This window comes from Microbulbifer maximicatervae (SeqCode), assembly GCF_052467695.1.
Genome location: NZ_CP174320.1, coordinates 2,270,214 through 2,293,246 on the forward strand (window position 1 = coordinate 2,270,214; position 23,033 = coordinate 2,293,246).

Here is a 23,033-nt window from a genome sequence, read left to right on the forward strand (position 1 = left end):
AATCATGCGAAGTGAATAAAAAATTTTGACCTTTATTTGGGGGTGAGTATGTAGTTCACCCCCTCAAGGTTGTTGTTTAAATACTTCGAGTGGCTGTTGCCGGTGATATATTCGCTGCTCGCAAAGCTGGGGCAAGTGCAGCAGCAAGGCTGACCAAAAGGACAAGTAGTGCACAAACAACTAGGGGAACAATCGTTAAAGCAGGCTGTGAGTAATCGCGAACCATATATTGATTGGCAATCAGTGCCGCTGCACTGCCAACTGCGATACCCAGACTCGCTATCATTCCGTTTTCAATAAGGAAATATCGGCTGATATTAGTACGGGTGGCCCCTAATGCACGTCTAACACCAATTTGCTTGGCCCTTTGGTTAATCCAAAAAATGGTTAGACCTACAATGCCAAGGGCTACAATAAAGCTCAGCATAGCTGCAACGATAGAGAGTACTTTAACCATCATATTGTCGATAGCATAGCTGCGTTTGACATACTTAGAGAGTGGCTCAACAGAGATTACTCGCTGAGGGTCTCGCTCGGAAAGCTTGTCAGCTAACACCTTCATTACCTCATCGCGTTTACCCGGCTCTGTACGTACTATATATTTTGCATAACGCCTATTTTTTATTTCTGGGTAAAACATCACATTACCAGCTTTGGACCATCCAACCCATGCTCCCAGATGCCGTTCTACAACTCCGACTATTTCCATCGGTTCAGAGCTACCACCGGAGAAAATTGGCCGTCCTATAGGATCCTGATTGGGGTAGAATTTATCGGCAAGTTGCTGGGTGATAATGACAACAGGTTTTTTTGTAGCCTCGTGAGAGTTGCTGGCCTGCATATCGGCCTCGGTAAAGTTACGACCTGCGACTAACTTTAAATTGAGGGTGTTAATAAAGTGTGGATCAACTTGATAGTAGTTGGCTCCTTCTCCGCCGATTTCCTGATTGGCTTTATTGTGATATACCGAAGACGATCCTGATTGCGATAGAGGGATTTGTTGAGTGATCGAGGCATCGACAACATTTGGAAGTTGACGGAGAATCCCTAAATCGGCTCGTACCGCCCCAATTGTGTCGTAGTCTTTTGGTATTGCCATGAACCCAATAGTAATAATGTTGTCGACATCGATTCCTGTGGGCCGGTTTATCTTTTCTACTCTATCTTGGATTATTATTGCTGTGTTGCTGATAATTGCCAGGGTTAAGCCAAGCTGAAGGGCAATCAGCAGTGCAGAAACTTTGTTGCGCCAGAGGGCGGACAGCATCGGTTTTAATTCAAGCATGGTCAGGCCTTACTGGGTTTTCAGGTAGATAGAAGGGTTGGTTTGACTGATCTTCAATGCTGGGTAAAAGCCTGCCAATAGGCTTGCGACAATAGCCAGGCCAATAGCCGCAACCATCATGACCCAATCCATAGTTGGAAGTGTGTCGATTTGGCCCATGGCCAGGTAGCGAATGCCGCTAAGGCCGAGTATGGCGAGAAAAATACCTGCTACTCCGCCGATGATTCCTATGGTTGCGCTTTCAATCAAGTGCTGGGTGAAAATCGCACTTCTACTTGCTCCCAAGGCGCGACGTACACCAGCTTCTGGTGCTTTGCGTAGAAATTTTGCCAACAACAATGCGACGGCATTGATAATACATACCAGGAGAAACGCCAGAGAAACCCACCCAAGAATACGGTTGTCATCACTGAGTACCTCATTGAGAACCAACCATTCAGATGGTTTACTCAAGGCAAATTTTAGTGGTCGCTCGAAACGCCCTTGAGCTTTCTCTTGCTGTATATAAGCGCGAAGAAAATTTTCGTACTGCGCTTTTTGCTCGCTAGTTGTAAGTTCAACCCAGTATTGAACCCAGAGATATTCACTCTGTAGAAACTCTTCATATCCCTGCGGATCGGCATTGTCCCAGCCATTGGTGTTGCCCCAGCTGTGAATTTCCAACTTGCGGTGTAAGCCAAAGGGTATGAATAACTCTTCTACTGTATCAAACGGGCTGTTGTTGACATCATATACCTTTGGTGAGGGCTCCCAAGTGTCGATAACACCCACTACCGTATAGGGTTCGTCGTTGAGTTTTATTGTCTTTCCAACGCTATTTTGACCAGAGAAAAGCTTGTCATTTGTCGGCTTGGAAAGCACAACTACTTGAGTAGGAGAGCTATCAGCAGACTCCTCCCAGGTGCCGCCATAAATAAAGGGCACATCGAACAAAGCGAAAAAGTCCCGGGTAGTTACCCGGGTATGTGATTCAAAAGGTCTAATAGCAGAGTTTTCAATCTCAACGGTAAAACCGTAGCGATGCATGGCAACTTGGCGGGTGGGAATATCTGAGCGCAATAACGCTTCGGCGTCCCGATAGGTCAGCTGCCAGGGTATTTCATTCTTACTTTTGTAAGCTTTATTAACATCCCAACTGTCTAGCTGTACAGCAAAGAGAACGTCGTCTTTGTGCTTTAAAGCATTCTGGGACATGGTGTAGTTCAGGGTCAGCACCGTCATAGAGGCGCCGACACCGACTGCAATAGCGGCAACCATTAAGCTGCTTAAAATCGGGGTTCCGCGCAAACTTCGTAGGGCCAGGGAAATATAATATCCAAACATGGTGCAGTCTCCTTAAGCAGTAACGGCAGCAGGATGCTCGGGGACCGCACGTAAATCGCAAACCTGTCCATCTACGATCTGGATGTTGCGGTGGGCACGGCGTGCAAGTTCTGGATCGTGGGTAACCATTACGATGGTGGTTCCCCACTCGTTAATAAACTCCAGTAGCTCCATTACCTGGCGGGCCATTAAGGAGTCGAGGTTACCGGTGGGCTCATCCGCAAGCAGAAAACGGGGTTCGCCAGCTAAAGCGCGGGCGATAGCGATACGTTGCTGCTGTCCACCGGAGAGCTGTGCCGGCAGGTGTTTAGCGCGTGCAGAAAGGCCTACCTGCTCGAGCACTTTTTCAATACGCTTGCGACGTTCTTTTGCATTGAAACCACGATAGCGCAGGGGAACGTCGATATTGTCGAATAAGGTTAGGTCGGGAATCAGGTTAAACCCCTGGAAAATAAAGCCTATTTTTTCGTTGCGCAGATGTGAGCGCTGGCGGTCATTGAGATTACTGACATTCTCACCGTCGAGCAGGTACTCTCCACTGGTGGGCGTTTCCAGTAGGCCGGCAATATTAAGAAAGGTGGTTTTACCGGAGCCACTGGGGCCGGTTACAGAAACAAACTCACCCTCTTTAACCTCGAGACTGAAATCGCGCAGCGCATGAGTTTCGATAGTATCGGTACGGAAACTTTTACGGATATTGTTCATTTTCAACATTGCGATATTCCCTTTTTCTTAAACTTTAAATTATTGATTGATTTACTAAGGAGCTATATCGAGCTCCAATTTGAATTCGGGGTTAATCTGTCAGCGCAATTAGCTGGGCATTTTCGAGTTCCTCGGAAGAGGAGATAATGATTCTGTCTCCCTCTTGTAGGCCCGAGATAATCTCTACCTGTTTTAAGCCAAAGGCGCCTATCTGGATGGAAACTCGCTCCGCCTGTTGTTCGCTGTTCAAACGAAAGGCATGGTTGCCACCGCTTTGATCGAGGAAGCCACCGCGTTTGACCAACAGTACGTTATTGCGGTTTTCCAGCAGTATGCGGGCGGTGAGGCGGAGATTTTGTCGAAGCTTTTTCGGCTGGCCCTCAGTGAAACGAACCCGTGCAACCACCTGACCGTTGATGACTTCGGGGGAGATTGCGGTAATTTCCCCGGATAATTCTTTTCCACCGAGATTGATTGCCACGGCCATGCTGATGCCCAGGTCGTCGGCATAGTTTTCCGGCACCTTGGCCTCGAGTTCAAAGCTGGTGAGATCGACAACTGTAATAAGTGGCGCATTGGCGCCTACGGCGCTGCGCTGCGCCACAGCTAAGCTACCGACGGTGCCGTTGACCGGTGAGATAATGTTCAGCTCGCGTACACGGCGCTCAGTTTCTTCTACCTGAAGGCGTTGTTGTGAGACCTGGAGTTCCAGGTTCTGGGTTTCAAAGGTCAGTGATTCTTTTTCCAGTCCCGCATTTTGTACGGCTTGTTCGTACTCCAGCTGGGCTCGGGCCATATCGTCTTTGGTTTTTTCAAAATCCAGCCGCGAGATAATTTGCTTTTCCATAGACAGCTCTGCACGTCTTAACTCTCGCTTGGCAGCGGTGAGGTTGACTTTGGCCAGGTCGGCCTTTTGCTGGTTTTCCATATGCTGGCGTTTGGCCTGGATTTTTTGGCGCTGCAGGTTCACCGTCAACTGGTTGAGTTGGGCGTTTTCCTGGGCCAGCTGATTGGATAGTTCCGGGCTGTCGACGGTGGCCAACAACTGCCCTTCGTCAACGGTATCCCCAGCTTTCACTGCAAACTTCACAATGCCCTGGGCAGGGCTGAAAAGCGTGGGGCTGTTTGCGGCGACCACTTGGCCCTGAACCACCAGATCCCGCACCAGGTCTCCTCGCCGGACCTGGGCGATATTGACTTGAGACAGGGAGAGGGTGCTGTCGACAGAGCTATTGCTGTGCCAGGAGCTAATACCCCAGGTCAGGAATGCCACTGTCAAACCGGCAAATACCGAGGCTTTGACGACCTTTTTGTTCTTCCAAACCGGCACGGCTTCTATCTTGGTATCTTGTCCGGAAGTATCTCTAATCATTGCGGCTTTCCGTTTCTCTTGCTGTTTTGCCTGTCATTGCTATTTGGATGCAGGCTTTTGGAAATTTGGATTCAGAGCTAAGAATCTGCTTGTTAGGAGGGGTATCGCAATAAGCATGCCAACAGTTAAATTTTATTTAACCTGTTGATATAAAAAGACTTTTTTAGGTTTTTGTGTTTTTTTGTTTTCTTAATGGTGTCCGCAAAAAGTGTCCGGTGTCCGCCTTGTCCGCGGTCGGACAGCTGTGGACAGTTCTGATATTTATCAGGGGAAAAGTGGGGAGAGGGAGGCTGCGCCATGCGGGGTTGCTGCCGTTTATGTTAGAGTGCGCGGCCTTTTTTTGATCAATCTCAATTTAATTAGCTGTCTCCTATGTTTCCTTCGCTGCTCTCATCGACCAAAGCCGACTGGTTCGGCAACATACGTCGGGATGTTCTCGCCGGCCTGGTAGTGGCCCTGGCTTTGATACCCGAAGCCATCGCTTTCTCGATCATTGCGGGCGTTGACCCCAGGGTCGGGCTCTACGCCTCTTTCTGTATCGCTGTTGTGATTGCATTTGTCGGCGGTCGCCCGGGAATGATCTCCGCTGCCACCGGGGCCATGGCTCTGCTGATGGTGACTCTGGTGAAAGAACACGGGTTGCAGTATCTGCTTGCGGCAACCTTATTGACTGGGGTACTGCAGATTATTGCGGGTTACCTGAAGCTGGGGAGCTTAATGAGTTTTGTCTCCCGGGCTGTGGTGACAGGGTTCGTCAATGCCCTGGCAATATTGATATTCCTGGCGCAAATGCCGGAATTGATCGGCGGCACCTGGGAAGTCTATGCAATGACTGCGGCGGGTCTGGGGATTATTTACCTGTTCCCTTATATCCCCGTGATTGGCAAGGCTGTGCCATCACCGCTGGTGTGTATTCTGCTCCTCACCGCAGTGGCAGTGACGATGGGATTGGATATTCGCACTGTCGGCGATATGGGTGAGCTGCCGGATACTTTGCCTGTTTTCCTCTGGCCAGAAGTTCCGCTTAACTTTGAAACCTTACAGATTATCTTTCCCTACTCCGCAGGTCTGGCCGTCGTGGGCTTGCTGGAATCCCTGATGACCGCGACGATTGTCGACGACCTGACGGATACTACCAGTGACAAGAACCGCGAGTGTAAAGGTCAGGGTATTGCCAATATTGCTGCGGGTACCCTGGGTGGTATGGCTGGCTGTGCGATGATCGGCCAGTCTGTTATTAATGTGAAATCCGGTGGCCGCGGCCGTCTTTCCACTCTGGTGGCCGGTATCGGTCTGCTGACACTGGTAGTGTTTATCAGTGACTGGGTTGCTGTGATCCCCATGGCGGCGCTGGTGGCAGTCATGATTATGGTCTCTATCGGCACCTTTGACTGGGGCTCCATCCGCAACCTGAAGCACTACCCACTCTCTACAAATTTGGTCATGCTGGCCACTGTGGTTGTGGTAGTGTGGACTCACAACCTGGCCTATGGTGTATTTGTCGGTGTGCTGTTGGCATCGCTGTTCTTTGCCAACAAAGTCAGTCACTTTATGTATGTGAGCAGCTCCCTGGATGAAAAGCAGAGTCGCCGCACTTACAAGGTCATTGGGCAGGTATTTTTCAATTCAGCCGATAAGTTTACCGCTTCATTTGATTTCAAAGAGGTGGTGGATACGGTGGTGATCGACCTCAACCGCGCGCATTTCTGGGATGTTTCCGGGGTTAATGCGCTGGATAAGGTGGTGCTTAAGTTCCGCCGCGAGGGAGCACAAGTTGAGCTGGTAGGACTGAATGAGGCCAGTGAAACGATCGTCGACCGTTTTGGCGTACACGATAAGCCCGAGGAAATTGAGCGGGTTCTTGGAGGACATTGATGGCCGTAAGCAACAGCGAAAATAACAATGAGAACACAGGTAATGGCGGCAAGGCGCCATTGATACTCTCTTGTATCGATGGCTCTCATTACACTGGAGCGGTGTGTGATTACTCGGCCTGGCTGGCCAGGAGCCTGCAAGCACCGCTGAAGCTGTTGCACAACATCGAAAGAAGCAGTGTCCCTGCGGTAACCGATTTTACCGGCAGTATTGGCCTGGGAAGTCAGGAGGAGTTGCTGGAAGAGTTAACTGCGCTGGAGCAGCAGCGGGCGCAGTTAATGGTGCAGCAGGGCAAACTGATGCTACAGGCCGCCCGCAGCCGCGCCGAAGACGCCGGTGTGCAAAATATCAAAGCCTGCCAGCGTCACGACAGCCTGACAGAATCAGTGGTGGAAATGGAAGACTCCATTCGCGCGCTGGTGTTGGGAATTCGCGGTGAAGAGCACGGGGATTCTGAGCGTGGACTTGGCGCTCACCTGGAGACAGTAGTGCGCTCACTGCACAAGCCGATTCTGGTGGTCAATCGGGACTTCACAGAGCCCAGCAGGGTGATGCTTGCCTACGATGGCAGTGAGGCCTCGTGCAAGGCATTGGCGATGGTTGCAGAGAGCCCATTATTTCGCGAACTCTCCTGTCACCTTGTCTATGTAGGGCCCGCTGAAACTGCGGAGAGTTTGTTGGCTGAAGCCTCGGCCAAACTGGATTCTGCAGGACTCACTTGTACTGCCAGTAATCTCACCGGCAATACCGTTGAAGCTTTGGTGGCTTACCAAACCGAGCACCAGATTGACCTAACCGTGATGGGAGCTTTCAGTCACAACCGCCTGCACGACCTTCTGATGGGAAGTATCACTGTAAAAATGTTGTTGAAAGCCCGCCAACCTCTGTTGCTGTTGCGGTAGAAGCCCCTTCGCTTCCCACTTAAAGTGCCAGTGCCGCTTCCCGGGGGCTGGCAAACCAGCGTAGGGGTTCTGCCTCATCGGGTAGTCTTAAATCGTAGAAATGGGCTTCGCGACCAACTTTGCGAAGCTCTTTTTCTCCCATCATTAAATAGCTCTTAAGATCTAAGTTGCAACGGTTTTCCTGCTCTTGTTGCGTGTCTTTATCAGTAAATGTCAGCTGAGAAATATCAAGCGATGTCCTCATTTTCTTATCCTGATATCTCCATACGCCGGTGAGTGGGTCAAAACGGTAAAACGGCAACAATCTCCAGCCGTAGTTGGCGACCAGGGCCACTGCCTCCAATAAGTATTCGAAGACCTCCTCGCTGATAAAATAGTTAAAGTTGAGTCTTATCCAACCGGGTCTCAGTACCTTCTGACCTTGCAGGATTTGTTCTTCCAGGGATTTACTGTGGGCCATATCGATGCCCAATAAAGCGTGTCCATAGGGACCGGCACAGGAGCAGCCTCCGCGAACCTGAATACCAAATAGGTCATTGAGCAATGCCACCGCAAAACCGTAGTGAAGGTCCTTATGGTTCCATTTAATTCGCAGGGAGATGATGGATAGTCGCGCAGAGTCAGTATTGCCGAGTATCTCAATGGCCTCTTCCTCCGACCAGCGTTGCAGTGCCCGCTGTAAAAATTGGGTTTCGCGTCGACCAATCTCTTTTGCGCCCACCGTCTGTTGAAGTTTGAAAACCATACCGGCCCTGATCGACTCGATAATGGCTGGAGTGCCGCCCTCTTCACTGCGCTCGGCGTCTTCCAGATAGCGGTGATCTTCCGGCGTGACATAAAGGACGGTACCGCCTCCCGGTGTGGCAGGTACCGAATTTTTCAGCAGGTCTTCGTGTACAACCAGAATACCTGGAGTGCCGGGTCCTCCGATGAATTTGTGCGGGGAGATAAACACGGCATCCTTTTGGTAGTGGCTATCCGGCGTTGCTGGCCCTTGCATATTAATTTGCACATAGGGTGCTGCGGCGGCGTAGTCCCAAAATGATAAAGCTCCGTGTTTTTTAAGGAGTGCAGTCACTGCCTCTACATCTGTTTTGATTCCGGTTACGTTAGAGGCCGCAGAAAAACTGCCGATTTTAAATGGTCTATGGGCATGGGCACGCAGTTCTGATTCCAGTACTTCAAGGTCAAGTTTTCCACTTTGATCCAGTGGAATAGCGATTAAATCGGCAATGCTCTCTCGCCAGGGGAGTTCATTGGAATGGTGCTCGTATGGGCCGATAAAAATAACCGGGCGATCATGTTCGGGAATTCTACTTAAGAGCTGGTGTTGCCTATCCAGGTCTGCGGGCAGGCGCAAGTTGAGAATATCGATCAATTTGTTGATCGCCGCTGTTGCACCAGAACCACAAAAAATTACTTTATGGTTATCGCTGGCGTTGACTGCCTGACGAATTTCTTCACGGGCCTGCTCCCGTAGCGCGGTGGTATGGGCACCGGTATAGGAACTCTCGCTGTGGGTATTGGCATAGAAGGGCAGTACCTGCTGGCGGATAGTCTCTTCGATAAATGTCAGCGCACGACCGGAAGCTGTGTAGTCGGCGTACACCAGAGGACGTTTTCCAAACGGCGTTACGATTGCTTGCATATCGCCGATTACTGAGTCGCGGATGTGCTTTATCAGGTCTGTCATGATTTCCTTTCCCCTGTTTTGTGGGGCTCACTTTAGTCCCGAATGCTTGAAACAATGTCTCTACTTGTATCCTTTATTGTGTGATTTATGAATGATTGTGCCGATAATAAGATTTAAATCGTAAAACTGTGCCATAAAGCGTTATTTTTGTGTGATTGGGCGAGGCGGGGACTGAGTGATGACTGAAGGATTAAGCAAACTGGATAGGGCAATACTCGAGCTGTTGCAGGCTGATGCGACCCTGTCAGTGGGGGAAATTGCCGAGCGGGTTGGGATGTCCAAGTCGGCATGTTGGCGCCGCATTCACCGTCTTGAGAATGAGGGGGTGATTTGCGACAGGGTTACCCTCCTCGATCAGCAAAAACTGAACTTGCCGCTGACGGTCTATATTTCAATTCGTACCAACCAGCATAATGATCAGTGGGCCGCCCGTTTTAGCGAATTGATACAGGGGGTGGCTGAAATTCTTGAGGTCCATCGTATGAGTGGAGACTTGGACTATCTGATCAAAGCGGTAGTCACCGATATGCCTGGCTACGATCGTCTCTACAAGGAACTGATCAAGGCCGACCTGTTTGATGTCAGCTCCAGTTTTGTGATGGAGACGATGAAGCAGACAACCCGTTTACCGCTAAATCATGCATTGTCGAAATAGGGGTGGATTCTAGCCGCGTCGATTACTCCACCAGTGGCGCAATCGGGTTTCTCCCAGGGCGCTGTCACCCGGGGGGGCCTTAAGGCTGTTGCGAATCTCACTCCAGGCGTTGGAGTTCAACCACAGGTTCAGGGCGAGTACCACCAGCATGGTGGTGATAGAGCCGAGCCCCGCCAGCAGCATGTCTTTCTGCGCGTCCCAGATATCTCCCTGGGAGCCGAGGAAGGCTGCGCCCAATTCTGGAGAGACAGCTTTTGCCGCTTGCCACTCAATGATTTCGTAGATTGATGAGAGCGCAAAAGTCACGTCTACCGGGAAGAAATAGGCCCAGAATCCACGCAGCTGAGCCAGGCGCACAAGAATCTCTCGCACCGGATAGGCCAGGAGAAGGCCAAAGCTGAAATGCACCAGGCGGTCGTACATATTGCGATCGGAGCCCAGCCATTCCTGCAAGGTGTAGCCAAAAGGCGTTTCGGCATAGGTGTAGTGAGAGCCGATCACATGAAGGCACATGAAGATGGTGATCAATGTATAGGAGATATTTGATAAGGGAAAACTCCGTGCACTGATCAAAATGATCGGTAGAGCGGCAAATACCAGATAGTTCTCAAGCAACCAGTCATCAGGGTGCAGGGGGTTCCAGGCTGACCAGGCCCAGGTAATGGCAAATGTGGTCAATAAGAACAGGTGGAACCAGTGTTGGCGAAGGAAAGTCTGCATATGTTTGGCGCCTCTACGTCGGGCTAGAGATTGGCGCCAGGATACACCATTGGAGGGGAATAGGAATTGCGTTGAATTACGGTCCGCTAATGCAATGCCGCGCGGTGTGGGGGTGCGGCAGTAATCGCGGCTTCCTCGTCGAGTAATTCAGATAGCCTCGCTTCCACTTTTTCGCGGGGAAAGTACTCCAGGGCGAGTTCGACAAATAGTTCGTGGTGGCGAGCTTCACTATCGGTGATGACCTGGTAGAAGGTCTTCAGGGGGCCAGCTGGCAGTGCATCAGCCACCAGTCCAAAGCGCTCGCACCCCCGCGCTTCGATGATCGCTGCGGTGAGCAGGCGGTCCATCAAGTATTCATCTGGCCCCTGGCGAATCAGTTGGCGCAGGGCGTTGATATACGGATCTTTCGCATCCGGTGCCTGGTAGATCCCTCGATCATGCATAATCTTGATAACCTGGCGGAAGTGGTTCATTTCTTCCAGTGCCAGGTTGATCATGGCTTCCACTAAAACGGGCTTGTCGGGATAGTGGGAGAACATGGATACCGCCATGCCGGAGGCCTTTTTCTCTGCGGCAGCATGGTCCTGCAGGAATCGATCAAAGTCGGCGAGCACCACTTGAGCCCAGGGTTTGGGGGTGTGAAATCGCAGTTCAAACATAGTCGATGGCGGTTAGTGCAAAGCGTCAGTATACCGCCACCGTTTCACTGCTCTAGAGCGTTATTGCTCCGGGGTAGAGTCAGCTGGCAATTCTGCGTTCGCGAACCTCCCGCTCTTGTTGAGTAACAATTCGGGCCTGTTCCAGGGACATGCCGGCCTTTGCGTGAGGGGTGGGCTTGCCATTTGCGTCCAGCGCGACAAAAACAATTTGGTCCACTTGCACAATCAGCTGTTGTGACTGTTTGTTGCGAACCTCGCAATGGACTGTGAGTGAGGTTTGGCCGATACCAACCACCTCGAATCCAAACTCCACCACATCACCGCAGCAAGCGGAGCTGACGAAGTCAATTTCCGACATCAGTTTGGTGACCAGCATTGGAGTACCCATCTGGCAGCCGGCAAAGATTGCCGCTTCCTCATCAATCCAGGACAGTAGCTGTCCGCCGAACAGGCGCTGGGCGGGATTGAGGTCTCCGGGTTTCACACAGTGTCGCGAATAGTATTTCACTCTGACCTTCCTAACTTACTACAGGTTGAACAACGCTCGAGCCATCCCTGGCTTGCTGTATGACAGCGAAAAGCTTCCTTCACTGGTGAGACTGCATACAGCGTGCCAAGCCAGAAAAAGCGCAGTTGATGAATTTTCCTGTGGAAATATGTCAATTAGCCCTTTTGTGGCACCGGCTTGGCGCGATATTAATCACTGTAGCCCCTTTTATGTGCAGGAAAGTCAGGAAATATCGATTTCCTGTTTGGGTTTTGAACAGGATGTGGCGCTTTGGCCGGGATAGTAGATATTTTGGACGTCATCTATCGATTGTGGGAAATACCGCTATGGGACTCCTCGGCGACAGAGATTAGAATGGCCCACGAACCTGACCCAGGCGTCGCACTCACGACCTTGGGTTGATAGTTCTCCGGAGCGCCACCAGCGTATCTGTAATCAGGTAACAACGATTCCCAAAAGACGAAGGGAGAGACTGTAAGGATGATCATCCAGCCGAAAGTACGCGGTTTTATTTGTACCAATGCCCACCCGCAGGGCTGCGCTGCTAACGTACGCGAGCAGATTGAGTATATTCAGTCCCAGCCAGCGGTCGAAAATGGGCCCAAAAAGGTGCTGGTGATAGGTGCCTCCACAGGCTACGGCCTGGCATCACGAATTACAGCTGCTTTTGGTTGCGGCGCAAGCACCCTTGGTGTGTTCTTCGAGAAGCCGCCTACTGAAAAGCGCACGGCTTCTGCGGGTTATTACAATTCCGCAGCTTTTGAGCAGGAGGCCCACAAAGCGGGGCTTTACGCAAAGAGTATCAATGGCGATGCCTTTTCAGATGAGGTGAAAGCCCAGACTGTAGCGATGATCAAAGAAGACCTAGGTCAGGTTGATCTCGTGGTTTACAGCTTGGCATCCCCGCGTCGCACAGATCCGAAAAGCGGTGAGCTGTATAGCTCTGTACTCAAGCCCATTAACAAATCTTACACTGCCAAGAATCTGAACACTGACAAGCTGGAGATCTCCGATATTACTTTGGAGCCGGCGAGCGACGAAGAGATCGCAAATACCGTCAAGGTTATGGGTGGTGAAGACTGGGAACTGTGGATGCAGGCCCTCGGTGATGCCGGGGTATTGGCTGATAACTGCAAAACTGTGGCTTATACCTATATCGGTGAAAAGTTGACCTGGCCGATTTATGGTCACGCGACTATCGGTAAAGCTAAAGAAGATCTTGATCGCGCGGCAAAAGCGATCACCGATAACGGTAAGGCTGCGGCTAACGTTGCCGTTTTGAAGGCGCTGGTGACCCAATCCAGCTCTGCTATTCCGGTGATGCCACTCTATATCTCTCTTGCGTACAAAATCATGAAAGAAGAGGGGACTCATGAGGGCTGTATCGAACAGCTATACCGCCTCTACACTGAGGGGCTCTATACCGATACTCCACGTCTCGATGATGTGAACCGTTTACGTATGGATGAGAAAGAGCTGCGCCCTGAGACTCAGGCGAAGATCGAAAAGCTCTGGCCAGAGGTAACTGCTGAGAACCTGTTTGACTTGACTGACTTCAAGGGCTATCAGGCGGATTTCCTCAAGCTGTTTGGATTTGGTGTTGATGGCATTGATTACGATGCAGACACCTCACCTATGGTAGATACCAAATTCGGCTGATTTTTTGCGGGACTCCATTTGGGAGTCCCGTTTCCCCTTCCTTAACGCACTCCTACAACTCTTCCTAGCAAAGCTGCATAATCCGGTTTTTCGGTTTATGGGGGCTCTTCAATGGAGTATCGCCAACTCGGCACCACCAACCTTAAGGTCAGCCAGATCTGCCTGGGCACCATGACTTATGGTGAACAGAATAATGAAGCTGAATCCGCTGAGCAACTCGACTATGCAATATCTCAGGGGGTTAACTTTATTGATTGTGCGGAAATGTATCCCGTACCGCCACGGCCAGAAACACAGGGCCGAACCGAGGAATATATCGGCAACTGGTTGGCTACACGAGGAGGCAGGCACCAGGTTGTTGTCGCAACTAAAGTGGCGGGCCGCAGTGCCGCCAATTCAGGTGTCGGCCATATTCGCTCGGGTCCCCGCCTGAGTCGAGAGCAGATTTTGCAGGCTTGTGATGATTCCTTAAAACGGTTGCGCACTGACTATATCGACCTCTACCAGGTCCACTGGCCTGAAAGGCAAACTAATTTCTTCGGGCGCCTGGACTATACCCACGGCAGCGATGATGGTGTGTCTTTAGCTGAAACATTGGGCGCACTCGAGGAGTTGGTCGAACAGGGCAAGGTTCGTCATATCGGTGTTTCCAATGAGACCCCCTGGGGTATGTTTGAGTACCTGCAACAGTCGATTGCCTACGGAAAGCCAAGGATTGTATCGATTCAAAACCCCTACAGTCTTTTAAACAGGGTTTTTGAAGTTGGCTGCGCTGAAATTGCTATTCGCGAGAGGTGTGGCCTATTGGCGTACTCCCCCCTCGCATTTGGGGTTCTTTCGGGCAAGTATCTGGGTGGAAGGAAGCCTGAGGGTGCACGACTTACCCGCTATGATCGCTTTCAGCGCTACGCTGGAGAGCGAACCCTGGCTGCGACCCAGGCCTATGTGGATTTGGCCCATGAGTTTGGTCTGGACCCTGCGCAGATGGCACTGGCATTCGTGAATCAGCAGCCATTTGTTACTTCAAATATCATTGGCGCCACAACTATCGAGCAATTGCGTTCCAATATTTCCAGCGTTGAAATTACCCTGGACAGTGAGCAATTAGCGGCTATCGAAGCTATACACCAGGGGAATCCCAACCCGGCGCCCTAAAAGGGCAGAGCCTGATTTCTATTGATGAAAGCCTGTGATGCCTCTGAAAGCCCCGCAGGAATAATGCGGAATGAATCAGGGGCTGCCCAACTATAATTGGGGTAGTCGCCATGAAAATCTGGCTGCCAGAATAGATAGCGGTAATCGTTATGGAAACTACTGGACATCACACACTGAAGGACCTGTTTTCCCAGTTGGGGCTGGCGTCTGAAGATGCACAGATCCATGAATTTCTGGTCACGCACTATTTGCACCGTCACGAGAAGCTTTCCTCCGCCTCCTTCTGGAGCGATGGGCAGCGAGAGTTCCTGGAGAATGCCATCTTGGATGATTCGGATTGGTGTGTCGCAGTGGATGAGTTGGACACCCTGCTAAGGCACTGACCTCCTGTGGCTGTTACGCGCTCCCCGCTCTCTTCGCATAGGGTATACTACGTCGTTTTCAACCGACTTAGGTTGCGCTTCGGCGCCACACCCTGATATAGATCTGATGGAAAAACCCCGATTTCGCGCGGCGCTGCTGCATCCTCGCTACTTGCTGACCTGGCTGCTTTTTGCACTATGGTTTTTGATCGCGCAACTGCCCTATCGCTGGCAGTTGGCCATGGGCCGTGCGTTTGGCCGCCTAATGCTAAGAGTAGCTACCAGCCGGCGCACGATTGCTGAACGCAATCTCGCGCTGTGCTTCCCCGAGCTGGGGGAAGATGAGCGAGCTGAACTTCTTAGGCGTAATTTTGAGTCCAGTGGTATCGCCTTGATGGAAACCGGCATGGCCTGGTTTCGCTCTGCAGCGTGGTTACAGAAACGCTTTACCTTTGAAGGGCTGGAAGCCCTGCAGGCCATCCAGGCCCAAGGCCAGGGCGTTCTCCTGATGGCTATGCATTTCACTACCCTGGAAATCGGCGCCGCCATGATGGGGATGAGCATTACTCTCGATGGCATGTATCGGCCGCACAAAAATCCGGTTTATGACTACATGCAGCGCAAAGGGCGAGAGCGCCATACTGAGAATGGCAGTGTTTATCAGCGTAAAGATGTGCGTGGGGTATTGCGAGCCCTGCAGCGCGGGCGTGCGGTCTGGTATGCTCCGGATCAGGATTATGGGATTAAGCAGGGGATCTTTGCTCCTTTCTTCGATGTTCCGGCGGCGACTGTTACGGGAACCTCACGGTTCGCCAGGGTCGGCAAGGCCAAAGTGGTGCCCTATGTGGTGACACGACTGGATGATGGCTCAGGTTACCGTTTGAAGATTTACGATCCTATTGATCAGATCCCTTCGGGAGATGAGCTGCAAGATGCCATTTTGGTGAACCAGTTTATCGAAGCGCGTATTCGCGAGGCCCCAGAACAATACATGTGGGTGCATCGCCGTTTTAAGACCCGTCCTGAAGGGGCAGAAAATGTGTATCACGGGGTACGCAAAAAGAAAAAGAAACGCAAAAGAGTGGCGAGCTAGTCGCACTGGCGCAGATACCCTGGCCTAAGTAACATACTGAACTGACTCTGGCGGTGGTATTCCGGGTGGAGTGCAAAAAATAAGGAGTGAGGATGTTAACCGGTAGTATGGTGGCCCTGGCCACCCCAATGTACGCAGACGGAAGCCCGGATTGGGACAGTCTGCACAACCTCGTTGAGTGGCATATCGAGCAGGGGACCCGAGCACTGGTTGCTGTGGGGACTACCGGTGAATCTGCAACCTTGGACTTCAATGAGCATATTGAGGTTATTCGACGTGTTGTGGACCAAGTGGCAGGTCGAGTGCCAGTGATTGCTGGAACTGGCGCAAACTCTACTTCTGAAGCGATTGACCTTACAGAGAATGCCGCCCGATGTGGTGCAGATGCCTGCCTGCTGGTTACACCTTATTACAATAAGCCCACCCAAGAAGGCCTCTACCAGCACTATCGTGCGGTGGCCAAAGCTGTCTCCATTCCCCAAATTCTCTACAATGTTCCCGGCCGCACAGCAGTAGATATGCTGCCAGAAACGGTACAGCGCCTGGCGTTGGTCGGCAATATCGTAGGCATTAAGGAGGCCACTGGTGACCTGGAGCGGGCTAAGGTTTTAATAGATACTCTGCCCGAAGGGTTTGCCGTTTACTCTGGCGACGATAGTACCGCGGTTGAACTAATGTTACTGGGTGGTCATGGAAATATTAGTGTAACCGCTAATGTGGCCCCCGCAGCAGTGGCCCAAATGTGTGAAGCGGCGCTGGCCGGTGATGCGGTGACTGCACGGACAATTGACCAGCGAATACAAATATTGCACAAAGTGCTGTTTTTGGAGTCCAACCCGATACCGGTGAAATGGGCTCTCCGGGAGATGGGTCGTGTCGACGGTGGAATACGCCTGCCTCTGACAAGTTTATCCCCTGAGCACCACGGAACAGTGCGCGAAGCTCTGCGCAGTGCCGGTGTACTCTAAACCCGCGAACTGAGAATTAACCAGGATAGCTTTAATGAAAAAATTGACCGTTGGAGCCGGGCTCTTTATCTCCAGTATTACGCTGGCAGGGTGCGGTGTGTTCGGCAACGATGGCTATTTCCGCGATCGCAGTAATGATTACCAGCATGCCGATAGCCTGACGCCTCTGCGGATACCTGAAGGTGTTAATACCAAGCACCAGGAGGAACTCTATGAGATCCCCCAGATTGCAGGAGAGCAGCTGGCCCAGGGGGAGTTTGAAGTTCCGCGTCCTCAAGCGCTTTCAGTGAATGCGGGTCTGGAGAGAGTAAAGATTCAAAAGCTCGGCGGAAATCGCTGGGTGCTGGTATCCCAGCCTCCTGAAGAGGTGTGGCCCCAGTTGCACCAATTCCTTCGCAGCTCAGGCTTGAATATAGAAATGTCAGATGCCAATGCGGGTGTGATGGAAACTGCCTGGATGGCCTTTAAAGAGAGTCCTGACACTAAAGATAAGTATCGCTTGCAGGTAGAAACTGGTGTGCAACCCGATACGACAGAGATTCATGTGCGTCACTTGTCTGTGCCTTCTGCAGCCCCGGTTGGCGGTAGCGTTAATTGGCCAGACCGCTCTTCGAGCCCTGAGCGAGAAGGGTGGATGATTGATGAAATGTCCACGGCACTGGCGTCAGAAACAGCTGCTGCTACAGCGTCTTTGGTTGCCCAGGCAATTGGTAGCAGCTCACTTAAGGTCCAGTTGAGGGAGCCTGCTGGTCATGAGCCCTATATTGCAATGGGGCTCGAAATGGATCGGGCCTGGGCTACTGTCGCTCATGCTGTGAATTCTGGTGCTTATCGTCTACACCGTGAAGATTCCGATATTGGACTTTTTTACGTCACCTACGATGAAGATCGTGCACTTGCTTCTGATGAGGAAGATGGCGACGGAGGCTGGTTCTCCTGGGGTAGCAAGAGTGATGAAGACGAGCTGGCAGAGAGCGCTGATCAGGTAAGCCTACAGCAGATCTTGGCTGGAATTGATATGACTGAGGGTGCTGAACCTGCTCTCTTCAAGGAAATCAAAGGCCTGGGAGTAGGAACCGCTACAAGCGAGGCTTATCCCGGTTATCTGATTGTTATTCGTGGCAATGACGATGAGATTGAAGTGCGCGTGCGCGATACTCGCGGACAGCCGCTTTCAAAGAATGAAGCTTCCCAGCTGCTTCAATCTATCCAGCAGAACCTTATTTAATGGGCCTGCGCTTCGCCTCTTTGGGAAGCGGCAGTAAAGGCAATGGAACAGTGGTCGCCAGTGGCGACCACTTTCTTTTGGTTGACTGCGGTTTTACCATCAAGGAAACCGAACGCCGTATGGCGCGGCTCGGTATGTCTCCCGCTGATATCTCTGCGATTGTGGTTACCCACGAACACAGTGATCACCTCTCTGGTGTAGGTCCACTTGCGCGCAGATATGGCCTGCCTGTCTACCTGACGCCCGGTACTTTTAAGGCGCGTGATATTGGCAGGTTACCGGAGCTGCACTTAATTGAGGGGCACCAGCCCTTTGTCGTCGCTGATATTGAAGTAACCCCGGTCGCGGTTCCCCACGATGCCCGTGAGGCGGCGCAGTTTGTGTTTCGCTGTCGCGGTAGCAGTCTGGGCTTGTTGACGGATCTGGGGACTATCACCCCTCATGTTGAAGCGCACTTTGGTGATTGTGATGCCTTGGTTCTAGAGGCAAATCACGACCCCCTGATGCTCGCTCAAGGACCTTATCCACCTTCGTTGAAGCGACGCGTTGGTGGTGCCTATGGCCACCTGAGTAATCAGCAGGCTGCTGGCTTCCTACAGCGTGTTGGCTATGAGCAGCTACAGCACCTGGTTGTAGCCCATATCAGTGAAAAAAATAACAGCCTTGCCCTGGCAAAGGAGGCCCTGGCAGAGGTTGCCGAAACAGTGGAGAGCTGTATTTTTGCCTGTCAGCAGGAAGGCTTTGACTGGCTTACAGTGGAAAGCCGAAGTTAAGGTCGCTATCTATCCCCAGCTTATATCTGTTTAAATGCGACAAAATTGTTTGTTGTATTTAAACGGGGGGGGCTATGGAAATACTACTGGTTTATTTGTTGGTTGGTGCCGCTGCTGGAACTATTGCCGGACTATTTGGCGTAGGTGGTGGCCTGATCATTGTCCCTGCCTTGGTCTTTGTTTTCACCGCCATGGGGATATCCCCTGAAATCCTCACCCACATGGCTGTGGGTACCTCCCTGGCAACAATCATTGTCACTTCAATCAGTTCAGTGCGCGCCCACAACAAGAAAAGGGCGGTGGACTGGAAGATCTTTGGGATTATGGCTCCAGGCATTTTAATCGGCTCCTGGGCCGGTGGTGCCACTGCTGAACTGCTGCCCGGTGCCTGGCTGCAGCTGCTGATCGGCGTCTTTGCGATCGTGATTGCGGTGAGGATGTGGCTTAGTGGTGCCCGGCACGATCAATTAACGGAGGGGGCCGGCAACTTGCCAAGGTCATCTTTATTGCTATCTGCTGGGGGAGTTATCGGCTGGGTATCCGCGATTTTTGGTATCGGTGGGGGCTCACTAACCGTTCCATTTTTATCCCGCTGCCGGGTGAAGATGCAGCGTGCGGTCGCTACGTCGGCGGCTTGTGGTCTTCCCATTGCGGTTGCGGGTGCGCTGAGCTTTGGTTTCCAGGGCTGGGGTAATCAGCTTCTACCAGAATGGAGTAGTGGCTATGTGTACTGGCCTGCGTTTTTTGGAATCGTTGTCACCAGCACGTTTTTTGCCCGCTTTGGTGCCAATCTCGCCCATCGCCTTTCTCCCAAAATGCTTAAGCATTGCTTTGCCGTTTTGCTGTTTATTATTGGGGCGCGCTTTATCTGGCTGAATGTCGGTCTGTTACAAGGCTTGCTTTAGGCGAGGGAAAATAAAAAAGGCCACTGCATAGCAGTGGCCTTTTTGGAATACAGCTAAGTATTAGGCCGTTTTAGTAGAGCCTTCAGCTGTCGCAGTATTCTGGGGTGCTTCTGAGTCAGTTTCCCAGTACTTGGACTTGAGGCTGATCAGGGCCAGGATGATACCCACTCCGATTGTGAACAAGCTGATTTGCAGGAATAGGTTTGGCATTTCAGCAACATTGTTCGGGTCAAAGTTACCTGACAGAAGACCGGCAAAGAGGTTGCCGATAGAGTAAGTCAGAACAAAGACACCCATCATCTGGCCAGCAAAGCGGCGAGGAGAAAGTTTACTTACTGCACTCAGGGCCACCGGGCTTAGGCAGAGTTCACCGACAGTGTGCAGGAAGTAAGTGGCTACCAGCCAGTAAGGAGCAACTTTCAGGCCTGCTGCTGCGTATTGAGCGGCAAAGAACATTACCAGGAAGCCACTGGCCATGATGATCAGGCCAAGTGCACATTTCAGCCCATAGGATGGGGTGATCATACGTTTGCCCAGGTTAATCCACAGCGCGGCAAAGAAGGGGGACAGGGTAATGATAAAGATGGAGTTAAAGCTTTGTAGCCAGGAGGTGGGCATTTCAAAGCTGCCAATCAGACGATCTGTGTAGTCGCGGCCGAATAGGTTCAGTGAGGAGCCCGCTTGCTCGAAGCCCGACCAGAAAAAGGTAGAGGCTACACAGACTAGGAATAGCGCCCACATTTTCTTTTTCTCTGACCCGCTCAGCTGGCCGCCAAAGTAGATAAAGCCAAAGTAGGCAAGGAAGGTCAGGGTGAAGGCTACAGCTACGTACTTGGCTATTTCTACCGGGTTGATGGTGATAGTGCCATTCATCACCAAGCCAGTAATCACTGCAACACCGACTACGACAGCACCAATTATGCGCCAAGCCAGTTTTGCCTTTTCTGGCGAAAGTGGGTTCTCGGGATTGAGGCTTGCGTCCCCCAGATTGTGGATAGTGCGGCGATACTGGATCAGGCCAATAGCCATTCCCACAGCAGCGGCACCAAAGCCCCAATGCCAGCCGACATTTTCACCAAAGTACCCGCAGACGGCATAACCGATGATTGAGCCCATATTGATGCCCATATAGTACAGTGCGTATCCACTGTCGCGACGAACATCATCTGGTTGGTACAGGTGTCCAACTGCTGCACTGATATTGGGTTTGAGCAGGCCGGTGCCGGTAGCAACAAGGATCAAGCCTATAAAGAAGCTCCAGCTGGTTGGGATAGCGAGCACAATATGGCCACACATAATGATGATGCCGCCGTACCAAATGGTGCGTTGCCCTCCTAGTAGGCGGTCTGCAATCCAGCCACCGGGCAGGCCGAGGAAGTACACGGCGCCAGTGTAGAGCCCATAAATAGCTCCAGCTGCTGCAACGGTAAAGGCCAAGCCCTCTTCCTGAAGGCTGGCTGTCATAAACAGCACAAGCAGGGCTCGCATACCGTAGTAACTCATCCGCTCCCACATCTCAGTGAAGAAAAGTGTCGAGAGTCCTTTGGGGTGGCCAAAAAAGCCGGCGTCATTTTGGTCTGTATTTGACGACATAAGCTGAAATTCCAGTTGTTATAGCTCTAATGCAATATGCTGTTGCATATTAGGAAGGCAGCCTGGCCAGGGAACTGAAATTTCGGTGCCCTTTGGCTAGCCAGGTAATTCATCCGTGTGTCAGAGTACTATTTTTTTCCTGTATTGCTCTTGTTTAAAGAGGTTGGGACCGATCTGGATTTGGACTGGGTGTTTCCAGCCAGCTCAAAGGCCCAAATGTTTGTACCGCCTACCTCCTGCGTAACTTGGAAAGTTTACCAGCTGTCTATTTAACAGGCGAACTGTTGTGAGGTTATTCATAAAAATGGCAACAGGGTACTTTGTGAGTCTGTAAATTAGAGTTAAATCCTGTTGTAGTCCTAATCTTGAGGGGAAATAACTGTGAAGCTTCTATTCGGACTTACTCTGGTGCTACTAACCACTGGTTGCTCCCAGTCTTCAAGTCGTCATGTGGAAATTACAGATACCGAGCTTGTGTTAAATGGTAAAGCGGTTTTTGGAAGTGCAGTTGAGCATTTAGAACTACCAGATGAAGATTTATTAGATCTTGATAGCAATATAGAGTCTTACCTCAATACAATTTCTCCCGGCTTAGCTCCTGATACACGGTTAAGGGGACTACTTCGCGCTTTCCGTCAGGGAGATATGCAATTTGAATACGATGCTGATACTACCCTTCCCGCAGTAGAGGCTTACCACCGAAAGCGTGGCAATTGCCTGACCTTCACCTTATTGATGGTTGCTATGGCTAGGCATTTGGGTGCCCAAGCCTATTTTAATGAGGTAGATGTACCGGCAGTTTGGACTCAAGATGAGGCCGAAATCTTCGTTGTCTACCGCCATGTGAACATGGTGTCCGAGCATGCGCGGGGCCGGCGGGTGATCGACTTAAACCTGGCTGCTTATGACCCTATCTACAAGCAGCAAAAGCTCGAGGATAGAGTTGCTTTTGCGCTCTATTACAGCAATCGAGGGGTTGAGTTGATGCGCGAGGGAGAAGAGAGGCAAGCATTTTTGTACCTGCGCAAAGCTATTCAGTTACATCCGGATAGGGCGGACCTCTGGTCAAACCTAGGAGCTTTCTACAGCCACTTTAACCATCTTGACGAAGCTGAACAGAGTTATTTACAGGCGTTAAACCTGCAAAAGGGAAACCTTGTTGCCATTAGTAATTTAGAGCGTTTGTACCGTAGCACAGGTAGGGAAGTGCTGGCTGATGGCTACGCAGATAGGGTTCGCTATCATCGTGAGAGAAACCCTTATTACATTTACTATCAGGCGCGGGAAGCCTATGAAAACGGCAAGTTTAAGCTCGCCGAAAAGCGTCTTCGAAGGGCTCTAAGAGCCGATAGTAGCGATCACCGATTTCATTTTTTGTTGGGGTTAACCCGATACCAGCTTGGGGATGTGGCATCTTCCAAGGAGAGCTTTTCAGAGGCATTTTCACTGGTAAATAATTTAACTGTTAAAAATAGATATATGAATAAGTTAGAGTTTTTAATGGGCTCAGGGAAGTAGTTGCTGGAGGGGAGCTGGTAACTTTCTTTGCGAGTACTTCACCAGCAAAAATAAGGGCGCCAAGAGGCGCCCTTATCGATTT

General features: G+C 51.2%; 21 protein-coding genes. 12 read left to right on the forward strand and 9 right to left on the reverse strand.

The genetic code is table 11. From position 1 onward, the window contains the following. Window positions 1-76 precede the first annotated feature (76 nt). From ACJJI8_RS09930 to ACJJI8_RS09945, 4 genes are all read right to left on the reverse strand, one after another. The gene (locus ACJJI8_RS09930) at window positions 77-1,285 is read right to left on the reverse strand and encodes an ABC transporter permease (protein ID WP_444934917.1); all 1,209 of its coding nucleotides are present in this window, start codon (window positions 1,283-1,285) and stop codon (window positions 77-79) included. 9 nt (window positions 1,286-1,294) lie between these two features. Then, window positions 1,295-2,608, reverse strand: a complete 1,314-nt coding sequence (locus tag ACJJI8_RS09935; RefSeq protein ID WP_444895139.1) for an ABC transporter permease — start codon at window positions 2,606-2,608, stop codon at window positions 1,295-1,297. 12 nt (window positions 2,609-2,620) lie between these two features. Then, window positions 2,621-3,322, reverse strand: coding sequence for an ABC transporter ATP-binding protein (locus ACJJI8_RS09940; protein WP_444895138.1), 702 nt, complete (start codon window positions 3,320-3,322; stop codon window positions 2,621-2,623). 82 nt (window positions 3,323-3,404) lie between these two features. Further along, window positions 3,405-4,685 (reverse strand): efflux RND transporter periplasmic adaptor subunit, encoded by a 1,281-nt coding sequence (locus tag ACJJI8_RS09945; protein ID WP_444934918.1) that lies wholly within the window; start codon window positions 4,683-4,685, stop codon window positions 3,405-3,407. A gap of 372 nt (window positions 4,686-5,057) precedes the next feature. Between ACJJI8_RS09945 and ACJJI8_RS09950 the strand changes: the two genes are divergently transcribed. After that, the gene (locus ACJJI8_RS09950) at window positions 5,058-6,560 is read left to right on the forward strand and encodes a SulP family inorganic anion transporter (protein WP_413664447.1); all 1,503 of its coding nucleotides are present in this window, start codon (window positions 5,058-5,060) and stop codon (window positions 6,558-6,560) included. Next, window positions 6,560-7,462 (forward strand): universal stress protein, encoded by a 903-nt coding sequence (locus ACJJI8_RS09955; RefSeq protein ID WP_444934919.1) that lies wholly within the window; start codon window positions 6,560-6,562, stop codon window positions 7,460-7,462. Before ACJJI8_RS09950 ends, ACJJI8_RS09955 begins: the two co-directional genes overlap by 1 nt. 19 nt (window positions 7,463-7,481) lie before the next feature. Here ACJJI8_RS09955 and ACJJI8_RS09960 read toward each other — a convergent pair whose 3' ends face one another. Beyond that, on the reverse strand, window positions 7,482-9,155 hold the full coding sequence (locus tag ACJJI8_RS09960; RefSeq protein ID WP_444934920.1) for an aminotransferase class V-fold PLP-dependent enzyme: 1,674 nt from the start codon (window positions 9,153-9,155) through the stop codon (window positions 7,482-7,484). A gap of 178 nt (window positions 9,156-9,333) precedes the next feature. Here ACJJI8_RS09960 and ACJJI8_RS09965 point away from each other — a divergent pair, with 178 nt between their 5' ends. Beyond that, on the forward strand, window positions 9,334-9,810 hold the full coding sequence (locus ACJJI8_RS09965; protein WP_413664450.1) for an Lrp/AsnC family transcriptional regulator: 477 nt from the start codon (window positions 9,334-9,336) through the stop codon (window positions 9,808-9,810). Window positions 9,811-9,819: 9 nt separating this feature from the next. Here ACJJI8_RS09965 and ACJJI8_RS09970 read toward each other — a convergent pair whose 3' ends face one another. The 3 genes from ACJJI8_RS09970 to ACJJI8_RS09980 form a co-directional block, all read right to left on the reverse strand. Then, on the reverse strand, window positions 9,820-10,530 hold the full coding sequence (locus ACJJI8_RS09970; protein ID WP_444912152.1) for a DUF2238 domain-containing protein: 711 nt from the start codon (window positions 10,528-10,530) through the stop codon (window positions 9,820-9,822). An 86-nt stretch (window positions 10,531-10,616) separates the two neighbouring features. Next, on the reverse strand, window positions 10,617-11,189 hold the full coding sequence (locus tag ACJJI8_RS09975) for a tRNA-(ms[2]io[6]A)-hydroxylase (protein ID WP_444934921.1): 573 nt from the start codon (window positions 11,187-11,189) through the stop codon (window positions 10,617-10,619). Between the two features lie 79 nt (window positions 11,190-11,268). Continuing rightward, window positions 11,269-11,697, reverse strand: coding sequence for an acyl-CoA thioesterase (locus ACJJI8_RS09980; protein ID WP_108731868.1), 429 nt, complete (start codon window positions 11,695-11,697; stop codon window positions 11,269-11,271). Between the two features lie 480 nt (window positions 11,698-12,177). Between ACJJI8_RS09980 and fabV the strand changes: the two genes are divergently transcribed. The 8 genes from fabV (at window position 12,178) to ACJJI8_RS10020 (ending at window position 19,840) form a co-directional block, all read left to right on the forward strand. Continuing rightward, on the forward strand, window positions 12,178-13,356 hold the full coding sequence (gene fabV / locus ACJJI8_RS09985) for an enoyl-ACP reductase FabV (protein WP_444934922.1): 1,179 nt from the start codon (window positions 12,178-12,180) through the stop codon (window positions 13,354-13,356). 111 nt (window positions 13,357-13,467) lie between these two features. Next, a complete protein-coding gene (locus tag ACJJI8_RS09990; protein ID WP_444934923.1) occupies window positions 13,468-14,511 on the forward strand; it encodes an NADP(H)-dependent aldo-keto reductase in 1,044 nt (347 codons plus the stop codon). A gap of 149 nt (window positions 14,512-14,660) precedes the next feature. Next, entirely contained in the window at window positions 14,661-14,894 is a 234-nt protein-coding gene (locus tag ACJJI8_RS09995; RefSeq protein ID WP_413664456.1) for a DUF2789 family protein, read from the forward strand. 106 nt (window positions 14,895-15,000) lie between these two features. Beyond that, window positions 15,001-15,966 (forward strand): LpxL/LpxP family Kdo(2)-lipid IV(A) lauroyl/palmitoleoyl acyltransferase, encoded by a 966-nt coding sequence (gene lpxL / locus ACJJI8_RS10000; protein WP_444934924.1) that lies wholly within the window; start codon window positions 15,001-15,003, stop codon window positions 15,964-15,966. Window positions 15,967-16,058: 92 nt separating this feature from the next. After that, complete coding sequence (gene dapA, locus ACJJI8_RS10005; protein ID WP_282934185.1) at window positions 16,059-16,934, forward strand: 4-hydroxy-tetrahydrodipicolinate synthase; 876 nt, start codon at window positions 16,059-16,061, stop codon at window positions 16,932-16,934. A gap of 34 nt (window positions 16,935-16,968) precedes the next feature. Then, window positions 16,969-18,162, forward strand: a complete 1,194-nt coding sequence (locus ACJJI8_RS10010; RefSeq protein ID WP_444906359.1) for an NlpB/DapX family lipoprotein — start codon at window positions 16,969-16,971, stop codon at window positions 18,160-18,162. Continuing rightward, entirely contained in the window at window positions 18,162-18,935 is a 774-nt protein-coding gene (locus tag ACJJI8_RS10015) for an MBL fold metallo-hydrolase (protein WP_444906358.1), read from the forward strand. The genes ACJJI8_RS10010 and ACJJI8_RS10015 overlap by 1 nt, the downstream gene beginning before the upstream one ends. A gap of 74 nt (window positions 18,936-19,009) precedes the next feature. Continuing rightward, on the forward strand, window positions 19,010-19,840 hold the full coding sequence (locus tag ACJJI8_RS10020) for a sulfite exporter TauE/SafE family protein (protein WP_444906357.1): 831 nt from the start codon (window positions 19,010-19,012) through the stop codon (window positions 19,838-19,840). 60 nt (window positions 19,841-19,900) lie between these two features. Here ACJJI8_RS10020 and ACJJI8_RS10025 read toward each other — a convergent pair whose 3' ends face one another. Beyond that, window positions 19,901-21,433, reverse strand: a complete 1,533-nt coding sequence (locus tag ACJJI8_RS10025) for a peptide MFS transporter (protein WP_444895125.1) — start codon at window positions 21,431-21,433, stop codon at window positions 19,901-19,903. Between the two features lie 381 nt (window positions 21,434-21,814). Between ACJJI8_RS10025 and ACJJI8_RS10030 the strand changes: the two genes are divergently transcribed. Beyond that, the gene (locus ACJJI8_RS10030) at window positions 21,815-22,951 is read left to right on the forward strand and encodes a tetratricopeptide repeat protein (protein ID WP_444906356.1); all 1,137 of its coding nucleotides are present in this window, start codon (window positions 21,815-21,817) and stop codon (window positions 22,949-22,951) included. The last annotated feature ends 82 nt before the right edge of the window (window positions 22,952-23,033 follow it).